The organism is Terrabacter sp. FW104-15G4B, from assembly GCF_058790095.1.
In genome coordinates this window covers 1-18653 of sequence record NZ_JBYTCI010000026.1, presented here as the reverse complement: position 1 = coordinate 18653, position 18653 = coordinate 1, and the positions used below count along the sequence as shown (strand labels likewise).

Sequence of the window (18653 nt, the reverse complement as noted above, 5' to 3'; positions counted from 1 at the left end):
GCGGTCAGGGCCGGCTCGCGTCGAACTGGCCGTAGCGGGCCCTGACGTTGTCCCAGCGGAACTGGGCCAGCTCGTGCTCGCGGCCGTAGAGCTGGTCCTCGATGAAGGGGTAGACGTTGTAGTCCCAGATACGGCGCAGCGTGGCCTCGTCCCCGTCGAGGCCCGGGCGCATGAAGTAGCTGTGGCCGATCTGCAGGTGCGGCCCGCGCAGCGCCCGGCGCAGGTCCTCGTTGACGCGGTCGACGAGGTCGGCGACCCACACCGGTCCGTCGTGCGACTCGAGCCAGCGGCGCAGCAGGCCCTCCATCGGCCCGGTGTGGGGCATGAACGGCACGAAGTCGAAGCGCCGACGCAGCGCGGCGTCCACGAGCGCAATGGACCGGTCGGCGGTGTTCATCGTGCCGATGAAGTAGAGGTTCGGCGGCAGCTCGAAGCCCTCGTCGGGGCGGTAGCTCGTCTTGACCGAGTGTGAGCGGTACTCGAGCAGGAAGAGCAGCTCACCGAAGACGCGCGGCAGGTTCGCGCGGTTGATCTCGTCGATGATCATGATGTGCGGCGTCAGGGGGTCCGCCTCGGCCGCTTCGGCGAGCAGGGCGAGCGGGCCCTTGCGCAGCTCGTAGACCATCTGGCCCTGGTGGTCGATCTGCGGCCGGAAGCCCTCGAAGAAGTCCTCGTAGCTGCTGCTGGGGTGGAACTGGACGATGTCGCGCTTCGCCGGGTCCGGCTGCAGCGCCTGGGCGAAGCGCTGGGCGAGGTAGGTCTTGCCGGTGCCCGGAGGGCCGTAGAAGATGACCTGCTTCTTCTCCTCGAGCAGACCGCGGATCTCGCGGAGGAAGTCCTCCTCGATGAGCAGCTCCTGGGCGGCCTCGCCGAGGGCGTCGTGGTCGGGCGTCAGCGCCTTGTCGGAGCGGCGCATGAGCCAGTACGCCAGCTGCGCCTGCCCCCACGGGTCGTCCGGCAGCAGCGGGTCGAGCGTCTGCTTGAGCAGGGCGTTGGTCTCGACGTGCGTGCGCCCGCGGGACTTGCCCTCGGTCCAGCGCGCCGGGCCACCGAGCCGGCTGAGCATCGCGATCTTGCCGGAGTCGCCGCCGAGCGAGAAGAGGGGAACCCAGTGCTCCGGGTGGGCGATGGCGAAGAGCTTGAGCACGACGCTCTCGCCGAAGCCCTGGACCGGCACGTCGTCGGAGCCGAGCACGCGGTTGATCCGCTCCTCGTCACGCCCCTCGCCCCAGAGCAGGTCGCGCACCATGACGCGCAGCTCGTCGATGCCGGCGGCGTCGAGGGCATTGATGCTGCTGATGAGGACAGACTGGGCGCCGATGTCGCCGTAGCCGCGCGTGGAGACGATCCGCTTGAACGTGGGCAGGTCGAAGTCCTCGAGTCCCTCACGCGACAAGCACGCGGCGAAGACGCGACGCTGCTCCTGGTGCCAGGCGTCGCGCTCGCTCGGATAGGGGCGCTCGCTCCTGAAGATCTCGACCTCGCCGTCGAGGTCGACCATGGCGGCGAGCTCGAGGCTGGGGTCGTCGAGCGCGCCACGCTGGCTCGAGGTCATGTAGCGCAGCAGCGGCGTCAGCATGCGGGCGGTCGCGACCATGTCGTCGGCGAAGTCGGCGCGGCCGACGGCGTCCTCGGCCCTCCACCAGCGGCCGACGAAGGTCTCACCGCCGGGGTAGTCGCGGCCGGCCGGCTCGAGCCGGTCCGTGCGTCCGTCCTCGTGGACCCGGATGAAGGTCAGGCCGCGCGGGAGGTGCTCCTGGACGATGGTGCCGATCTCGCGGTGCTGCTGGTCGCTCTCGCCTTCCCAGCCGCCGTGGAGGCCGAACGCGACACCGGACGGGGTGACCCACAGGCGGAAGCCGGGGGCGCCGGCGCCGCCGACGAGGATCCACGCGGCATACAGGTCGGAGCGGTAGGCCGCGTCCTCCCCGGAGCGCTGCTGCAGGGCGAGCGTGGGCGCCTCGAGGTAGAGGCCCGTCTCGGCGGAGAGCCGCTCGATGAGGCTGTCGGAGATGTGGTCGGCCTCGCCGCGCAGCTGCCGTGCGAGGTCGGCGGCGCGCTCCTCCCGCCGGGCGCTCGCGTAGCCGGTCGACGGGCGGAAGTCGGCGGCGATCTCGCCTGCCTCCACGCAGACGTCGAGGGCCTTCGGGGCGATGCCGACGAAGGCGCCGCTCTCCTTGAGGTACCAGAGGATGCGTGCCGCGTACTTCGGCGCGTCGGGCCGCAGGGCCGAGCAGAGGTCGGCGAACGCGACGTAGCGCTCGGCGTGGCTCAGCCCGCGCTCGAGCCAGCCGAGCCGCTGCAGCATGTGGGGTGCGTTCTCCCACATGTGGGGCCACTCGCCGCCGTCGTCGGTGGACCAGAACAGCGAGAGGACGTATGCCGTGTGCCCGGGTCCGGGCGCCCGCTGCCCGCGTGAGCCGCCGCGGGCGAGGAAGGCCTCCATCCCCTGGAGCTTGTCCCCGGCGTCCTGCGGCGAGGCCGGCGTCTGCAGCGTGAGCTTGAGGAGGTCGACGACCTCGGCGTACTCCTCCTCGGCGCGGCGCACGAGCGCGGCCAGCCACGGGCCGCCGATGGCGCCGAACCCGACGTGCGGGCCGTCCTTGCGGGTCCACTGGTTCATCGCCTCCTTGAAGGCGAGCAGGTCACCGGAGGCCACCAGGTCGGCGAGGATCTCACGCAGCTCGCCGTTGCGAGCGCTCCGCTCCGAGTCGAGCTCGGCGAAGAGGGCCTGCGCGTCCTTGTCCGCCTCTGCGGCACGCTCGATGAGCGCGTACTTGGCGCGCCAACGCTTGACGTCGACGGTGTCGGTGCGAGACATGAGGCTCCCTTGTGCGCCCACTTCTAGAGCGCATAGCTACTGGGCGCGTGGAGGTGCGCTCAGGACCGCGGACAGGCTACCTGCCGGTCGCCCGCGCCTCGAAGTCGCGGGCGTGTCTGCCTGTGGATCGTGCCGGTTGCTCGGCGTGCGGGTGCGGGACGATCGTCGTAAGTTGCCGTCGTGGGACGAAGGGTGCGAACCGCACTCGTACGACACGACCGACCATCGACAGGGGACGCCGATGACCGTAGCCGCCACACCACGCCGACACCGCACGCTGCGCTCGTATGCCGCCGCCATCATCGCGCTCGCGACGCTGGGAGCCTGCACGGGCGCCGACGCCGCCGCTCCCCCGCCCACCACTCCATCAGCGAGCACGACCACATCAGCCACGCCGACGACCTCGAAACCCTCCCCCAGCCCCACGTCGTCCGTGGACCAAGTGATTGCCAAGATCCCCAAGTCCGCTCGCGAAAAGACTAAGAAGGGCGCCCAGTCATTTGCTCGCTACTTCATCGAATCACTGAACGCGGGCGCAACTAAGCCCGACTCCACTGTCCTAATGGGGTTGTTCCAATCAAGTTGTGAAACGTGCCAAGCGATGTTCGCGTCTTTGCAGGAATTAGAGGCCAAGAAACAGCGCCACCTGGGGCCCTCGATTCGGGTGCTCAGCACGACAGCGCTCGCATCCTCGACGTTGTCAGCTCAGGTCTTGATCGATGTCGAACAAAGGGCTGTCAAGGTCGTGGACGAGCGGGGAACGACTCTTCGGAACACTGCTGCCGGCCCAGGCACCTTTGTGATGACAATGTCCTTCCGAGACGGACACTGGACCGCGACAAGACTACAGACGGTCTCGTGATGCGTATCTTGTTGGCGGCCCTAGCAGTAATCGCCGCTGGTGTGGCCATTGCCCCCTCTGGCGGCCAAGCTGCGGACGGAGGCCCTTGCGACGACGCCTGGGTCGAATGCGGCACGAAGGAGGATGGGGCGTTTACCGATCTTCTTCCTCGCGACCAGGTTGCCAAACTGCCTAAGTTCCCTGGCGACTCCGGAGGGACGATAGTCGTCGATCAGGATGAGCATCTTCCGACGTATGAGTACAGATCGCTCGCGGACTGCTACAACGCCAAGCCAGATATGGGGACTGAAGCCGTCACGTGCGCTGGCGCCCTGCGTTCATGTCCCCCAGAGGAGAAAGGGCCGCGCCTTCGTATCTGGAGGCGGACGATGTTGGATGGCAAGCCGGTCGGGCCTTGGGAGTTGATAGGCCTGACCTGCGCGTCGGACGTTGCTCCGGGAGCTCGGCCCACGCTGACGATGGCTGATCTCAGGGCGGCGTTCATGCGGACCCCGTGGGCGAAGCCGCAGGTTTCGAGCCAGCCAGCCGGGAACACGACGCTCGTCAACTTGCGCACCTTCTACAAGGTCGACTGGGCCGGGAAGGGGTTCCAGCCAGGCGAGGTGGACCGATCCGTCCTACGCGGCATCCCGGTGCAGATCCGTCCTAAGCTCGTGGGTTTCACCTACGTCTTCGGCGACGGCTCGAAGGGGGGACCGACGACCTCGACCGGCGGCGTCTATCCGGACGGCGACATCACCCACGTCTACCAGACCAAGGGCGAGTACCCGGTGCGGGTCGACACGACCTTCGGAGCCGACTTCAGCCTCGACGGGTCGACCTGGGACGAGATCCCCTCGACCGTCACCGTGCCCGGACCGTCGACCACGGTGACGGTCCGCGAAGCCAAGGGCGTCCTCGTCAACCGCTGACCTCAGCGAGGCAGTCTTGCCTCGCCTCTCCTCCAACGGTCCAGACGAGCTTCGCCTCACAGCGCTGTGCGTTGAGTCGTGCGACGGCCCACGCGTGATGAAGGTCCTGCGGGACGCCGGGATGGAGCATTGAGTCACCGCAGGACTCAATGCTCCAGGGAGCCTCCGGCCTCATGCGCCACCACGGCACTTTCTGCGCTCGGCCCCTCAACCCGCTCAGCGGCGCTCCGGGCCGGGCACCTCCCCGTCAGGAGGATCGCCCTCCGGCGATCCCTCCTCGCCGACACCGCTGGCATCCGATCGGCTCAGCAGCGCGTCCACGTCCTCAGCATCCCGGTCCCACCTCTCGGCGGGGCCCGGGTCCGCCGACGCCTCCGTGCGCTCCCCGCCGAAGCGGCTCGCCTCGTCCGGCGAGTCGCCCTCGCCTTCTCCGTTCACCGGGTTCACTGCCTCCACCGTGTCCTCCATGTCGTCTGGAACTGCCGGGACGGCTCCTGCCGCCGCATCGACCTCGGCAACGTCCAGCGTCCGCGTCACCCGCTTCACCGTCAGCAGCCACGTCATCGCTGCGCCGACGACGAACGCCACCAGCATCAGCAGCCACTTCATCGCCCGGCCTCCGCGTGACCTGCGCCGGCCACACCGGCGAAGGCCTCGGCCTCCGACCGAGCCGGGACCAGGCGGCCGGCCAGCCCGACAGCGCAGAGGGAGCCCAGCACGAACCCGACGACGCTCCAGAGGAACGCACTCCAGAAGCCGCTGTGGCTGCGGCCGAGGAGACCAAGGAGCACCGTGACGACGACGAGCCCGGTCCACCAGCCACCACCGATGTCCCGGCGATATCTACGCGTCAGCGCGGCACCACTCTGCTTCAACTGGGCCATCGGTCCTCCATGGGTCAGCAAGCGCCACCCTTGGACGACGCTACCGCGCCGATCTTCTGTCAGCGAGGCAGCAGCGTGCGCTCTCCGCAGCGCGAAACCCCTCCGCCCCTTCGTCAGGCAGCGGCGCAGTCATCCTGGGCCGGCAGGACGGCGACGGCATCCGGCGCTGCGATCGCCACGGCGTGCAGCGTGAACCCGGTGCTCTTGCATGCTCCCTCGAAGGCAGCCCGCAGGTCTTGGTCACGCGGCGTCGGGCTCAACCGGCCGGGCCTGGCGATCACCATGACAACGTCGTGGACGTCATGGCGCGCGAACTCACCAAGCAGCATACGAACACCGTCGAGGACCTCGCCCACGTCCATGCGGCGGGGCTCGTCCGACAGACAGATCGGCTGGAGCAGGTGGACGTTGGGATGGCACAGGAGCAGGTAGGTCGCCCCCTCGGACCGAGCCTTGTCGGTCACGATGAGGTCGATGACCCCCTCCAGCACGTCGGGGTCGGTGATCGGTCGTTGGGCCCAGTCCCTGGGGAGCTCGTCGAAGCGCATGGCCTCGAGGATGGCGGTCACCGCTGACAGTCGGTGCGCGTTGTCCACACCCGTTAGCGTGGACGCGCACCCGCAGGGTGTGTTGCCGCCGGAGGAGGAAGCGTCGCATGGACCCACGCCCCGCCGCCCTGAGCGCCACCAACCTGCTGGAGGCGTATGCAGCACGCGAGCTCTCCCCCGTGGACGTCCTTCGCGACGTGGCGCAGGTGGTGGCCGCCCGCGAGCCGACCCTGAACGCGTTCTTCGTGCACGACCTCGCGGCCGCGGAGCTGGGAGCGACCGCCAGCGAGCGCCGCTGGAGGGACGGCACTCCCCTCGGACCGCTCGACGGCATACCCGTGACCGTCAAGGAGAACCTCGGTCGTGCCGGCGTGCCGCAGCCCTCCGGGAGCGCGGGCGTCACCCCGGTGCTACCGGTGCGAAGCAGCCCAGTCGTCGAGCGCATCGAGGAGGCAGGCGGCATCCTGCTCGGGTCGACCGTCATGCCCGACTGGGGCATGCTCAGCTCGGGCGTGTCCAGCCTGCACGGGATCACACGCTCGCCGTGGGACGAGTCCCTGACGACCGGCGGCTCGAGCTCCGGCGCCGGCGCCGCGGCAGCCGCCGGCTACGGCCCGCTCCACGTTGGCACCGACATCGGCGGGTCCATTCGACTGCCGGGCACCTGGCTGGGGCTGACGACCCTCAAACCGAGCGCCGGTCGCGTCCCGCTCGACGCGCCCTACCTCGGCCGCGCAGCGGGCCCGCTGACCCGCACTGCCGCCGATGCCGCCCTCCTGCTGTCGGTCATCTCCCGCCCGGACGCCCGAGACTGGACGAGCCTGCCTCCGGAGGCCGTTGACCCGACTCCCCGCCCCCTCGACCCGACGACCCTGCGCCTTGGCCTGCACCTCGATGCCGGATGCGGCACGCCGGTCGAGCCGGAGATCCGGGCTGCCGTGGAGGAGGCAGCCCGCGTCTTCGAGGGGGCCGGGGCCACCGTCGTGCCCCTCGCGCCGTTCATGCGCCAAGGCTGGCTGGAGTCGCTCGACGAGTTCTGGCGGGTGCGCTCCCTGGTCGAGCTCGACAGCCTCGAGGAGGACGCCCGCGCCAGGGTGCTGCCCTACGTGCGCCGCTGGGCCGAAGGGGCTCGCGGGCTGGACGGCACTCGCGTCCTGCGCGACTACACGAACATGATGGCGATCCAGCAGGCGACCGTTGCGGCCACCGAACCCTTCGGCCTCGTGCTGTCCCCTGTGGCGCCGATGGCAGCCTTCCCTGCCGAGTGGCCGATGCCCTGGGGTGCGGGAGACTCGGCCATGTCCCACGTCGGCTTCACGGCGCCCTTCAACCTGTCGGGCCAGCCCGCCGGCACGACGAACTGCGGGTTCACACCCGACGGCCGGACCATCGGCCTGCAGGTGTCTGGTCGCCGGTTCGACGACGCCGGCGTCCTGAGCGCCCTGGCGTGGTTCGAGCAGCACCGCCCCGACACCATGACCCCTCGCTGGCCGGTCCACTCGTGACCCGCGTGGCCGGCCGCGTGCCGCACCGGGCAGAATGCGTGGCCCCGTGTGTCGTAGGACTAGGAGAACAGCCCCCGTGAGCGTGCAGGTGAACGTGCCCTCGATCGAGCGTCGTATCGCAGAGGAGCTCGGCGTCCGTGACGGACAGGTGGCCGCTGCCGTGGGCCTGCTCGACGGCGGCTCGACCGTGCCATTCGTGGCGCGCTACCGCAAGGAGGTCACGGGCGGGCTGGACGACAGCCAGCTGCGCACGCTCGAGGAGCGCCTCGGCTACCTGCGCGAGCTCGAGGAACGCCGCGCCGCCGTGCTCGCCTCGGTGGAGGAGCAGGGCAAGCTCGACGACACGCTGCGGGCCCAGATCCTCGCGGCCGAGACCAAGGCACGCCTCGAGGACATCTACCTGCCCTTCAAGCCGAAGCGACGCACCAAGGCCCAGATCGCCCGCGAGGCCGGTCTCCAGCCGCTCGCCGACCTCCTCTTTCACTCCCCCGACACCGACCCGTCCACTGCGGCAGCGGGATTCGTCGATGCCGATCGCGGAGTGGCCGACGCCGCCGCAGCACTCGACGGCGCGCGGGCGATCCTCGTCGAGCGCTTCGCGGAGGACGCGGACCTCATCGGCGACCTCCGCGAGCGCGTCTGGAAGCAGGGCCACCTCGGCTCCCGGGTGCGTGCGGGCAAGGAGGAGGAGGGCGCCAAGTTCTCCGACTACTTCGACTTCTCCGAGCCCCTCTCCAAGCTCCCGTCCCACCGCATCCTCGCGCTCTTCCGCGGTGAGAAGGAGGACGTCCTCTCGCTCGAGATCAGCCCCGAGGACCCCGCGGCCGAGGCGCAACCCGGCCCCACGGCATACGAACGCGCGATCGCCCGACGTTTCGGGATCGAGAACAGCGGCCGTCCGGCCGACCAGTGGCTCGCCGACACGGTGCGGTGGGCGTGGCGCACGAAGATCCTCGTGCACCTCGGCATCGACGCCCGTATGCAGCTGCGTCGCGCCGCCGAGGAGGAGGCCGTACGCGTGTTCGCCGCCAACCTGCGCGACCTGCTGCTCGCTGCCCCTGCCGGTGCCCGCGCCACCATGGGTCTCGACCCCGGCTTCCGCACCGGCGTCAAGGTGGCCGTCGTCGACGGGACCGGACGCGTCGTCGCCACCGACGTCATCTACCCGCACGTCCCCCAGAACCAGTGGGACCGCTCGCTCGCCACGCTCGCGCGGCTGGCCAAGGCTCACTCGGTCGACCTCATCGCGATCGGCAACGGCACGGCCTCGCGCGAGACCGACCGCCTCGCCGCCGACCTCATCAAGGCACACCCGGAGCTGAAGCTCACGTCCGCGGTCGTCTCCGAGGCAGGCGCCTCGGTCTACTCCGCCTCCGCCTTCGCGTCGCAGGAGCTGCCGGGGATGGACGTGTCCCTCCGTGGTGCCGTGTCGATCGCGCGACGCCTGCAGGACCCGCTCGCCGAGCTCGTCAAGATCGACCCCAAGTCGATCGGCGTCGGTCAGTACCAGCACGACATCAGCCAGACGGCGCTCTCCCGCTCGCTCGACGCGGTCGTCGAGGACTGTGTCAACGCCGTGGGCGTCGACGTCAACACCGCCTCCGCTCCCCTGCTGACCCGCGTCTCCGGCATCACGCCCGGACTCGCCGACAGCATCGTCGCCCACCGTGACGCGACCGGACCATTCCGCACCCGCAGGGCCCTCAAGGACGTGCCGCGTCTCGGCCCCAAGGCGTTCGAGCAGGCGGCCGGCTTCCTGCGGATCCCGGGCGGCGACGACCCGCTCGACGCGTCGGCAGTGCACCCCGAGGCCTACCCGCTCGTGCGTCGCATGCTCGAGGCGACCGGTCAGAAGTTGACGTCCCTCATCGGCAACACCGCCGCGCTGCACGCGATCCGGCCGGGTGACTATGTCGACGACACGTTCGGGCTGCCTACGGTGACCGACATCATCAGCGAGCTCGACAAGCCGGGCCGCGACCCGCGACCGACGTTCAAGACGGCGACCTTCAAGGAGGGCGTCGAGGAGATCAAGCACCTGTCGCCCGGCATGACCCTCGAGGGGGTCGTCACCAACGTCGCGGCCTTCGGGGCGTTCATCGACATCGGTGTCCACCAGGACGGCCTCGCCCACGTCTCGGCCCTGTCGAAGAACTTCGTGCGCGACCCGCGCGAGGTCGTCAAGCCCGGCGATGTCGTGATGGTCAAGGTGCTCGACGTCGACGTGCCGCGCAAGCGCATCTCCCTGACGCTCCGCCTCGACGACGAGGTGACGCCCGGTGCTCCCAAGGAGCGCGGAGGACAGGCGCGGCCTTCCCAAGGACGCGGCGGGCAAGGACGCGGCGGGCAGGGTCGCGGCAGCCAGGCGTCCTCGCGCCAGGGCGGTCGCCCGCCGCGCGACGAGACCCCCGTCGACAGCGCCATGGCCGACGCCCTCCGCCGGGCCGGCTTCACCGGCTGATCTCAGGCCTCGGGTGGGGCCCGGTGGAAGACGGCCTCGACGTTGTTGCCGTCGGGGTCGCGCACGAATGCTCCGTAGTAGCCGGGGTGGTACTCGGCCCACAGGCGCGGCTCGTGCAGCGACTCCGCACCGAGATCGAGCGCCTTGGCGTGGAACGCCTGCACCGCCTCGACATCAGCGGCGGCGAAGGCGCAGTGCATCTCCCGGTTCGGGTCCTCGCCCTGCCATCGGGTGATCCAGAAGTCCGGATGCCCCTCGGCGCCGTAGCCGATGGCCATGCCCATGTCCATCTGCCGGCCGTAGCCGAGGACACCAAGCACCGCGTCGTAGAAGCGGGCGCTGGCCTCGAAGTCGGAGCAGTTGATGCCGAAGTGGTCGATCATCTCCCGAGGTTAGGGCCGAAGAGGGCACCCGGGGGGGCATTGTCATCGGAGCCGGTATTTGGTCGACTGTCTGTGGTGGGTCCGGCCCATCAGGGACCGGTCCGAGCGACCCGGAGGTGCCCATGAGTGGTTCAACGCAGTCGATTCCCGAGAACGTGGAGGATCCCGACCTCGACGGGTCCCCGGCGGGGGTGCACTCGAGCGTCACCGTCGGTGCGCCCGTCGAGCAGGTGTGGCAGCACCTGATCAGTGCCCCCGGCACGGAGGCCCTCCTGGGCCCGGGGGTCACCCTCGGCAACAAGGGCGAGTCCTGGCGCAGCGCCGACGGACCGCACGGCGTCGTGCGCAGCTACCACCCGCTGGAGCAGATCCGCGTGTCGTGGCATCCCCACGAGGACGGCCCGCTCAGCATCGTCGACCTGCAGCTCCGGTCTGAGGGCGGCGGCACCCGGGTCGACCTCTACCACGAGGGTGAGGGCATAGCCGAGGACGGCCCTGGCGACAAGTCCCGCTGGGACGCCGCCCTGGGCCGGTTCGCCGAGGCGCTCGACGCCTGACCCGTCCAGCGCTGACGGGTCAGCGTTGTCGCGCCGTCAGCGCACGACCATGACCGGGCAGGACGCGTCGTGGATGACGCGGTGGCTCACGGAGCCAAGCAGCATCCCCGCGAAGCCGCCGTGGCCGCGTGAGCCGACGACGATGAGCCCGGCAGTGGCACCGAGGTCCGCGAGCGACTGCCCGGGGTCGCCGTAGAGCACCTCGGTCGTCACGATGACCTTGGGGTGCAACGACCGCACGCGGTCGGCCGCGCGCAGGAGCGACTGCTCGGCGTTGTCGCGGATCGCGTGCGTCTCCTCCGTGCCTCCCTTCGCGGTCTCGGCATACGTCCACGCCTCCATGGAGCGCGAGTGGGCCACCCGGACGATGTGGAGCACGGCGTGCTCCCGCTCGGCGACCTCGACGGCCGCGTCGAGCGCTCGCATGGCCGCCTCCGAGTCGTCGATGCCGACGACGACGTCGTGCCCGCGGCCGGGGCGAGGAGGCTGCGGGACGTCGTCCGCGCTCTTGCCCGCGGGACCGCGCACGACGACGACCGGGCAGTGCGCGTGCGCTGTGACGGTGTAGGACGTGGAGCCGAGCAGGCCGGCGAGGATGCGTCCACGGCCACGGCTGCCCACGACGACCAGGTCGGCCTCGCCGGACATGTCGACGAGCTGGGCGGCGGCGCTGCCGAGGGAGTAGTGCGTCTTCACCTCTGATGCGTCGAGCTTCCCGCCGGCGCGGACCGCGGCCTCGTCGACGAGCGCCTTGGCGGCGTGCTCCAGAGAGGGGTCGATCTGCGAGAGGTCCAGCGCAGGGAAGGCGGGGGCGGTGGAGAGGTCGACGCTGTGCACGATGGTCAGGTGCTTCCCCTGTAGGAAGGCGGTCTCGGCCGCCCACTCGAGGGCGAGCTGTGAAGCGGTCGATCCGTCGTAGGCGACGACGATGCCGTAGGTGGTCCGCACCTGGTCGTTCATGGTGCACCCCTTCTGTGGGTTGCCATGGCCGGGCCACTGCTCCGGTCACTCCCATCGTCCCGCTGGTCGTGCGGGCCCGCGGCGGTTTGCGACCACTCTAGACAGGGTGCGGGGCGGAGAACGTATGCCGTCCGTGACGTCTACCGTCGCCCGGCTGCGTCCGTCAGCCCTTGCCCTTCCTGGCGTCGGCGGTGGCCCGGTTGTTCGCCTTCTGGATGGCGTCGACGAGCTCGTCCTTGTTCATCCGCGACCGGCCGCGGACGTCGAGCCGCTTGGCGACGTCCATCAGGTGGCTCTTCGAGGCGTTGGCGTCCACCCCGCCGGCCGTGTCCCCGCCGCCGCGGTTCGACCTAGCAGCCGAGCCGCCCTTGGCGGCCTGGGAGTCGCTCGGGCCCTTCGAGCCCTTCTCCTCCCAGTGGTCCCCGACCTTCTCGAACGAGTGCTTGAGCGAGGCGAACGCCGTGCGGTGCGCCCGCTCCCCCTCGCCGTACTCCTCGACCGCCGAGTCGTGTGTGGCGAGCCACGTGTCCTGGGCCTTCTTTGGCGACCGCTCGAGGGTCGAGGGCAGGTCGGTGTCGGACGATCTGGTCGATTTCTTCTTGGCGGGCACTGGATCCTCCTCGTTCTCTGACGGGGTGCTCTGACGGGGTGCTCTGACGGGGTGCCCTGACGAGGTGCTCTGACGAGGTGCTCTGACAGGACGATCGTCAGCGGCCTTTCACCGGTGACGTACCCACCCGGGCACCCGGGACTTCCGCTCGAGGAGGTGACGGCATACCCGATCACGTTGGTGCCCCGGCCCGGCGGGTAAGGGGCGGCGCATGGACGCATCAGGAACCCAGTCGGACACCGACCCCAGCACCCCGCACCCGAGCGCCTTCGACGGCGGCCAGCCACCGCCGATCGACGACGAGGGTGCCGACGTCCTCTTCCCTGACGCCATGAGGCCGCGCAGCTACGAGGGCGCCCTCCCACGGGGCGACGACCGCGACGTCGTCGAGCAGCAGGCACCCGTCGCCGACCCCGACGACGGCGAGGACGAGCGGCGTAGCTGAGCGCAGAGTCGCCCGGGTCACCCGTGCCGCAACGGAGGGTGGCCGCTTTCGCCCGGTATGCGTTGGTGCGAGTCACCGACGGGGTACGGGTCCCGGCGGTGAGGACGTGGCGCCGCACGCCCTGACTCGACGGTTGCCAGCTGTTCGAATCAAAGGAGATGGGATGAGCGAGGCTGTCGCACAACGCGCCGACGGTGCCATCAGGAGTTTGGTGCCCGCGCGCATGGACCGGTTGCCGTGGACGAAGTTCCACTGGTCGGTCGTCTTCGGGCTCGGGGTGTCATGGATCCTCGACGGTCTCGAGATCCAGATCGTGTCGGAGTCCGGCTTCCAGAAGTCGCTCGGCATGTCGACCGCACAGGTCGGGCTCACGGGCACCGTCTACCTCGTCGGCCAGGTGGTGGGAGCGCTGACCTTCGGGCGCCTCACCGACCGGCTCGGCCGCCGGAAGCTGTTCATCGTCACGCTGGTCATCTACCTTGTCGGCTCTGGCCTCGCGGGCCTGTCCCCCAACATGTGGTTCCTCTGGGTCTGCCGGTTCGTGGCCGGCATGGGCATCGGCGGCGAGTACACCGCGATCAACTCCGCCATCGACGAGCTGATCCCGTCGCACTTCCGCGGCCGCGTCGACATCGCGATCAACGGGACGTACTGGTTCGGCGCCTTCTTCGGCGCGCTGGCCAACCTCTACCTGCTCAACCCCGAGAACGTCGCCGAGAACGTCGGCTGGCGCCTCGCCTTCTTCATCGGCCCCATCCTGGGCTTGTCCATCATCTGGCTGCGCCGGCACATCCCGGAGAGCCCTCGCTGGCTGCTGACGCACGGCCGCGCGGAGGAGGCCGAGCGCACGGTCGACGACATCGAGGACCGCGTGCGTCGCGAGGGCGGCGAGATCTCCGAGGTCGACGAGAGCAAGGCGATCCTCGTCAAGGCCGAGGACCGGATGGGGCCGAAGGTCCTGTGGGACGTGTTCGTCAACCGCTACGGCCGACGGACCGTGCTGGGGCTCACGATGATGGTGACGCAGTCGTTCCTCTACAACGCGATCTTCTTCACGTACGCGCTGGTCCTGACGAACTTCTACGGCATCAGCAAGGCCCAGACCTCGCTCTACTTCCTGCCGTTCGCGGCCGGCAACCTGCTCGGTCCGCTGCTGCTCGGTCACCTCTTCGACACCATCGGCCGTCGCAAGATGATCTTCAGCACCTACACGATCGCCGGCGTGGTGCTGCTCGTCTCTGCCTGGGCATTCCACGCAGAGATCCTCGACGCGACGACGCACACGATCTTCTGGTGCGTCTCGTTCTTCTTCGCGTCGGCCGGTGCGTCCGCCGCCTACCTGACCGTCAGCGAGATCTTCCCGCTCGAGGTTCGCGGTCAGGCGATCAGCTACTTCTTCGTCATCGCCCAGTGCGCCGGGGCTGTGGCACCCGTGCTCTACGGCGCGCTCATCGGTGACGGGAAAGACCGTCTGCCGCTCACCTGGGGCTATGTCGCCGGTGCCGTCATCATGATCTTCGGCGGCATCGTCGCCCTGGTCATCGGCATCGACGCGGAGCGCAAGTCGCTGGAGGACGTCGCCGACCCGCTGAGCAAGGTCCCGGAGGGGGCGGGGGTGCGGGCATGAACCTGGCGGATCTCGGTCGGGCGCACACGATCGTTGTCGGGGTGAGCCCGACGAGCGGCTCCCCCGGTGCCTTGCGATGGGCTGCCGAGGAGGCTGCCCTGCGCGGCGGTCGGGTCGTGGCCGTGCGTGCCTGGCGGCCTCACGCCCCGGAGACGGCCACCGGGGGCCGCCTCCCCTCGGTCGTCGCGGACGAGACCGTCGTCGCTGCGGAGCAGTCGCGCCTCGGTGATGACGTCGCCCGGGTGCTCGGGCCCGACCACCTCGTCGAGATCCGGGTGGTGGCGGGCAAGCGGCGGGCGGTGCTCGTCGAGGAGAGCCGCTCGGCCGACCTCGTCGTCATCGATGCGGGGCGCTCGACGCAGGTCGGGTCCCGTTGGCTGGGCAGCCGCCTCGTGCGCACCTGTCGCTGCCCGGTGGTCGTGGTGCCCCCCTTCCTCGGCGGCGGGGCGTCCAGCGCGCTCGGGACCGCAGCCGGGCGGCTGGGTCGCTCCGTCGAGCGGGCGGCCGGAACTGCAGGCAGACCCGGCTTCCAGCGTCCACCCGGCGGCTGACCCACCGCTGCTGACCTCCACCACCCACGCGGCCGTATGCCGTGTGCCCCGTTCCCGGGACCCGAGCCGTCTGCGAGTTGCAACAGTTCGGGCCCGGGAGCGGTGCCTCGGTGCACGAGCATCACGGGGCACGTGACGTGGTGCGGGATCCGGTAGGTCGTGCCCCTGCCAGCACCGCCCCCGCTGTGCTGTGCGGCGCGCCGACGACGAGCAGGCCGGAGCCTCGGCTGGTCGCGGCCAGGGACTGGACCGGGTCGCCGTGCAAAATCTCCGTCTTCACCGGCAGTTTCGGGTGCTGCACCGCGAGCGACGTAGCCGGCGCGGACGTGCCCTTCGCTGGGAGCAGCGAACGCATCCGACCTGCTCAGGCGTCTGGCGACTCACACGCACCTCGTCAGTGGATCACCATGACGGGGCACGGTGCATCGTGCACGACGCGGTGGCTCACCGAGCCGAGGAGCATGCCCGTCAGGCCACCGTGGCCGCGCGACCCGAGGACGACCAGACCAGCCCGGACGTCGACGGCATACGCGGCGATGGCTGCGCCGGGGGATCCTGCGATGACGTTCGTGCGCACGTCGAGACCCGGGTGTGCCCGCATGGCATCCTCGGCGACGTCGTGCAGGATCTGCCCGACCCGCTCGTGCATCGCCCCCATCATCTCCTCGCGGCCGACCATGGTGTCGGTCTCGGGCCAGGCGTCCAGGCCACCGACGTTGTCCACTCCGACGATGTGCAACGACGCCTCTGCTGCAGCCGCCACCTGCACGGCGGTCTCGAGCGCCTTCTGCGCGGGTTTGGAGTCGTCGAAGGCGGCGACCACTGGGTGTGGCGGCCCCGCATGGACGACCGAGTCGCCTCGCACGACGACCGCCGGACAGTGCCCGTGTGCGGTGACGGCATACGCCGTCGAGCCCAGGAACCCGGCCGAGATGGCACCGTGCCCGCGCGAGCCGGTCACGACGAGATCGGCCTGCGACGAGACGCCGACGAGCTCGGCGGCGGCACTCCCGATGATGCTGATCGGGTGGATGTCCTTGCGGTCCATGGTCTGCATGGCAATGCCGATGGCCTCGTCGAGCACGCCCTCGGACACCTCCTCGTACGCGTGCGCCTCGACGCCGGGGTCGTAGGCGCGGAAGCTCGGCGTCATGTTCAGACCCACGCAGTGCAGCAGGGTGAGCTGGCGCTCGTCACGCTGAGCCGTCTCGATCGCCCAGTCGAGGGCGAGCCGCGACCCCGGTGACCCGTCGTAGCCGACCACGATGCCGTGACTGATGCTCTGGTCCGTCGAGCGTGCTGCCTCGCCCATGGCTCTGCCCTTCCACTGCGGTCGGGGCCGCTGCTCCGGCCGCCTCCATCGTCCCGCGTCGTGGCTGGATCGGCAGCGACTTGTGACAGCACAGACAGACCGGCGGTGAGGCCTGTACAGGCCTCACCCCCCCCCCCCCCCCCCCCCCCCCCCCCCCGGTGGTGTCACTTGCCGATGAGAACGCTGACCGAGGTGTTCTGCGTGCAGTCCGACAGCTCCCGGATGGTCCATCGCCCACGCAGGCCGTTGCCGGAGAAGTTGGACTCGGCGTCCCGCTCCTCCACCTCGCCCTGCGACGCCGTCCAGCCCCGGGTCGAGTAGGCGGTCCGCATCTCTGTGAGCGTGTGGGAGAGCGGTTTCGGCGACACGGCGGTGACGACCGTGCGACCCTCGCTGCGCGCCTCCACGCCTGTCACGACGTAGCCCGCCGGTAGTGCCGCCGAGTCCGGGAAGGACTCGGGCAATGGGACGGGCTTGGCATCGGTGGCGCAGACGAGGGCAACGGGGGTCGAGCCCGCGCCCGGCTCGGCCATGGCGGACTCCAGCTCGTCCGACTCGCAGCCGGCGACGGCCGTCGCCGCCACGACGGCGCCCAGCACCAGCGCGGCCAGCCCGCGCCGCGGGCTCACCGCGTGACCTGCGTCTGCCGCTGGTTGTCGGCCTCGTTCGACTCCTTGACACGGTTGTCCGGGTCAGCGGCGACGACCGCCGTGTGCGTCCCCTTCGCCAGGCGGACGCCCGGGAAGGTGACTGTCGTCGAGGCGCCGGCGGCGACGTCGGCGGGCGCAGACGTGCCCACGTTGACACCGTCGACGAGCAGCCGCGCCGTCACGCCCCGGGCCGCGGCCTTGCCGTTGTTCGCGACCGTGGTGGAGGCGACGTAGAGGCCACCGCTCTTCGTGACCGCCAGCGTCGTGGGGGTCAGGTTGGGCAGGGCGTCGTATGCCGCATACAGCGTGTTGCCGCCCTGCTGGCGGGCGATCGTGGCGTACGCGTCGAAGTTCTGCGCGCCACCGGGCTGGGCACAGGCGCCGGTGCAGCCGTCGGCGTAGCCGACCTCGACGCGTCCGGTCCGGTCGACGGTGGCGTCCATGAAGTCGAGCAGGTTGCGGTCGTTGCCGCACGTGGTGCCGCCGGTGCAGATGGAGCCGCGCTGAACCGGGTCGGTCGGCGTCGTGTCGACCGTCACCCAGCTCTTGCCGCCGTCGTAGGTCGTCGAGACGTAGAGGTGCCAGTCACCCTTGAAGCTTGTCGCGTCCTGGTAGTTGCCCGCGGTCGTCGTCCCGATGAAGGCGAAGGAGGCGCGGTCGTCGTCACCGGCCACGACCGCGGGGAAGACCACGTTGTGGATGCCGAGGCTCGCCCCGACGTTCTGGTCATCGGTCCACGTCTTGCCCTTGTCGCGGCTCACGGCGACGCGCGGCGTGCCGTCGGCGGCCTGGTAGCCCATGTAGACGGTCCCCTTGGCGCCGATGCCGACGCTCGGGTCGGAGTCACCCGCCGTGCTCGCCGGGTTCTTGCGCACGGACCACGTGGTGCCGCCGTCCTCGGAGACGGCGACCGCCTGGTTGCCGCCGCACGACTTGTTGGGCACGTACACCGTGCCGTCGTTCGGAGCGACCTTGACGTGCCCGTGCAGGCCGCCGCAGTCCAGCAGGGAGTACATCGGGATCGCAGGTCCGAACGTGAGGCCACCGTCGTGGCTGGAGGCGCAGTTCGCGTCGGCGATGTCCTGGCTGCAGTAGTAGACGGCATTCTTGTACGGGGACGTGGGGAGGGCGCCGATTCCGTTCGGGGAGTAGGGGCCACCGCCAACCGTCTGGTGGTCGACGCCGGAGTTGAGACCGCCACCCTGGCTGGGCGACCACGTCTTTCCCTCGTCGTCGGAGTAGCACATCAACGAGGTCTTGCCGGCGAGCTGGCTCTCGAAGACGCGGCCGGTGGCCGGGTCGGTGAAGCCGATCGGGTCTAGAGAGGTGGAGCCGCCGGTCAGGCAACCCTTGGCGGGCGTCGCCGAGACGTCGGTCCAGCTGACCTTCGACGGCGTGACACTGTCGTCCCAGGTGGCCCTGTAGGTGTCGTAGAGGGCTTGGTAGAACGAGGCGCCCGTGGCGTGGCTGCTGCCGAGGGAAGGCTCCCCGGCGTTGTGCGCCTGGGCGAAGGACTCAGGTGCGCCGTACTGGCTGAAGGTGGGCGGGGTGGCGGTGCTCGGGGAC

At 70.1% G+C, this 18653-nt stretch carries 18 protein-coding genes; 8 read left to right on the top strand and 10 right to left on the bottom strand.

The window, feature by feature from the left end; all coding sequences use genetic code 11:
• Positions 1-4 precede the first annotated feature (4 nt).
• The gene (locus AC3WRT_RS16840; RefSeq protein WP_492723959.1) at positions 5-2821 is read right to left on the bottom strand and encodes an McrB family protein; all 2817 of its coding nucleotides are present in this window, start codon (positions 2819-2821) and stop codon (positions 5-7) included.
• A gap of 241 nt (positions 2822-3062) precedes the next feature.
• Between AC3WRT_RS16840 and AC3WRT_RS16835 the strand changes: the two genes are divergently transcribed.
• Together AC3WRT_RS16835 and AC3WRT_RS16830 are read left to right on the top strand one after the other, a co-directional pair.
• Complete coding sequence (locus tag AC3WRT_RS16835; protein WP_492723957.1) at positions 3063-3683, top strand: DUF6318 family protein; 621 nt, start codon at positions 3063-3065, stop codon at positions 3681-3683.
• A 458-nt stretch (positions 3684-4141) separates the two neighbouring features.
• A complete protein-coding gene (locus AC3WRT_RS16830; RefSeq protein ID WP_492723955.1) occupies positions 4142-4594 on the top strand; it encodes a hypothetical protein in 453 nt (150 codons plus the stop codon).
• A 216-nt stretch (positions 4595-4810) separates the two neighbouring features.
• Here the strand turns inward: AC3WRT_RS16830 and arfC are convergent, their stop codons facing one another.
• The 3 genes from arfC to AC3WRT_RS16815 all read right to left on the bottom strand — a co-directional run bounded on the left by arfC (position 4811) and on the right by AC3WRT_RS16815 (position 6074).
• A complete protein-coding gene (gene arfC / locus AC3WRT_RS16825; RefSeq protein ID WP_492723953.1) occupies positions 4811-5203 on the bottom strand; it encodes a channel accessory protein ArfC in 393 nt (130 codons plus the stop codon).
• Complete coding sequence (locus AC3WRT_RS16820; RefSeq protein WP_492723952.1) at positions 5200-5478, bottom strand: hypothetical protein; 279 nt, start codon at positions 5476-5478, stop codon at positions 5200-5202. The genes arfC and AC3WRT_RS16820 overlap by 4 nt, the downstream gene beginning before the upstream one ends.
• A gap of 113 nt (positions 5479-5591) precedes the next feature.
• Positions 5592-6074 carry a hypothetical protein gene (locus tag AC3WRT_RS16815; RefSeq protein WP_492723950.1) on the bottom strand — a complete coding sequence of 161 codons (483 nt, stop codon included), beginning with the start codon at positions 6072-6074 and terminating at the stop codon, positions 5592-5594.
• A 59-nt stretch (positions 6075-6133) separates the two neighbouring features.
• Here AC3WRT_RS16815 and AC3WRT_RS16810 point away from each other — a divergent pair, with 59 nt between their 5' ends.
• Both AC3WRT_RS16810 and AC3WRT_RS16805 read left to right on the top strand, forming a co-directional pair.
• Positions 6134-7531, top strand: a complete 1398-nt coding sequence (locus AC3WRT_RS16810) for an amidase (protein WP_492723948.1) — start codon at positions 6134-6136, stop codon at positions 7529-7531.
• Between the two features lie 34 nt (positions 7532-7565).
• The gene (locus tag AC3WRT_RS16805; protein ID WP_492723947.1) at positions 7566-9992 is read left to right on the top strand and encodes a Tex family protein; all 2427 of its coding nucleotides are present in this window, start codon (positions 7566-7568) and stop codon (positions 9990-9992) included.
• Between the two features lie 2 nt (positions 9993-9994).
• Here the strand turns inward: AC3WRT_RS16805 and AC3WRT_RS16800 are convergent, their stop codons facing one another.
• A complete protein-coding gene (locus AC3WRT_RS16800; protein WP_492723945.1) occupies positions 9995-10375 on the bottom strand; it encodes a VOC family protein in 381 nt (126 codons plus the stop codon).
• A gap of 122 nt (positions 10376-10497) precedes the next feature.
• Between AC3WRT_RS16800 and AC3WRT_RS16795 the strand changes: the two genes are divergently transcribed.
• Positions 10498-10932: an SRPBCC family protein gene (locus AC3WRT_RS16795; RefSeq protein WP_492723943.1), complete on the top strand. Its 435-nt coding sequence runs from the start codon at positions 10498-10500 to the stop codon at positions 10930-10932.
• 36 nt (positions 10933-10968) lie between these two features.
• Here the strand turns inward: AC3WRT_RS16795 and AC3WRT_RS16790 are convergent, their stop codons facing one another.
• Positions 10969-11892: a universal stress protein gene (locus AC3WRT_RS16790; RefSeq protein ID WP_492723941.1), complete on the bottom strand. Its 924-nt coding sequence runs from the start codon at positions 11890-11892 to the stop codon at positions 10969-10971.
• Positions 11893-12055: 163 nt separating this feature from the next.
• A complete protein-coding gene (locus AC3WRT_RS16785) occupies positions 12056-12502 on the bottom strand; it encodes a ChaB family protein (protein WP_492723940.1) in 447 nt (148 codons plus the stop codon).
• 211 nt (positions 12503-12713) lie between these two features.
• On the opposite strand from AC3WRT_RS16785, the gene AC3WRT_RS16780 reads away from it, so the two are divergent.
• The 3 genes from AC3WRT_RS16780 (at position 12714) to AC3WRT_RS16770 (ending at position 15125) form a co-directional block, all read left to right on the top strand.
• Positions 12714-12947, top strand: coding sequence for a hypothetical protein (locus AC3WRT_RS16780; protein WP_492723939.1), 234 nt, complete (start codon positions 12714-12716; stop codon positions 12945-12947).
• Between the two features lie 163 nt (positions 12948-13110).
• A complete protein-coding gene (locus tag AC3WRT_RS16775; RefSeq protein ID WP_492723937.1) occupies positions 13111-14574 on the top strand; it encodes an MFS transporter in 1464 nt (487 codons plus the stop codon).
• The gene (locus tag AC3WRT_RS16770) at positions 14571-15125 is read left to right on the top strand and encodes a universal stress protein (protein WP_492723935.1); all 555 of its coding nucleotides are present in this window, start codon (positions 14571-14573) and stop codon (positions 15123-15125) included. Before AC3WRT_RS16775 ends, AC3WRT_RS16770 begins: the two co-directional genes overlap by 4 nt.
• 394 nt (positions 15126-15519) lie before the next feature.
• Here AC3WRT_RS16770 and AC3WRT_RS16765 read toward each other — a convergent pair whose 3' ends face one another.
• The 3 genes from AC3WRT_RS16765 to AC3WRT_RS16755 all read right to left on the bottom strand — a co-directional run.
• Positions 15520-16437 (bottom strand): universal stress protein, encoded by a 918-nt coding sequence (locus AC3WRT_RS16765; RefSeq protein WP_492723933.1) that lies wholly within the window; start codon positions 16435-16437, stop codon positions 15520-15522.
• A gap of 164 nt (positions 16438-16601) precedes the next feature.
• A complete protein-coding gene (locus AC3WRT_RS16760; protein ID WP_492723932.1) occupies positions 16602-17066 on the bottom strand; it encodes a hypothetical protein in 465 nt (154 codons plus the stop codon).
• A partial coding sequence (locus AC3WRT_RS16755) for a CARDB domain-containing protein (RefSeq protein WP_492723930.1) occupies positions 17063-18653 on the bottom strand: 1591 nt, incomplete at its 5' end. The genes AC3WRT_RS16755 and AC3WRT_RS16760, both read right to left, overlap by 4 nt.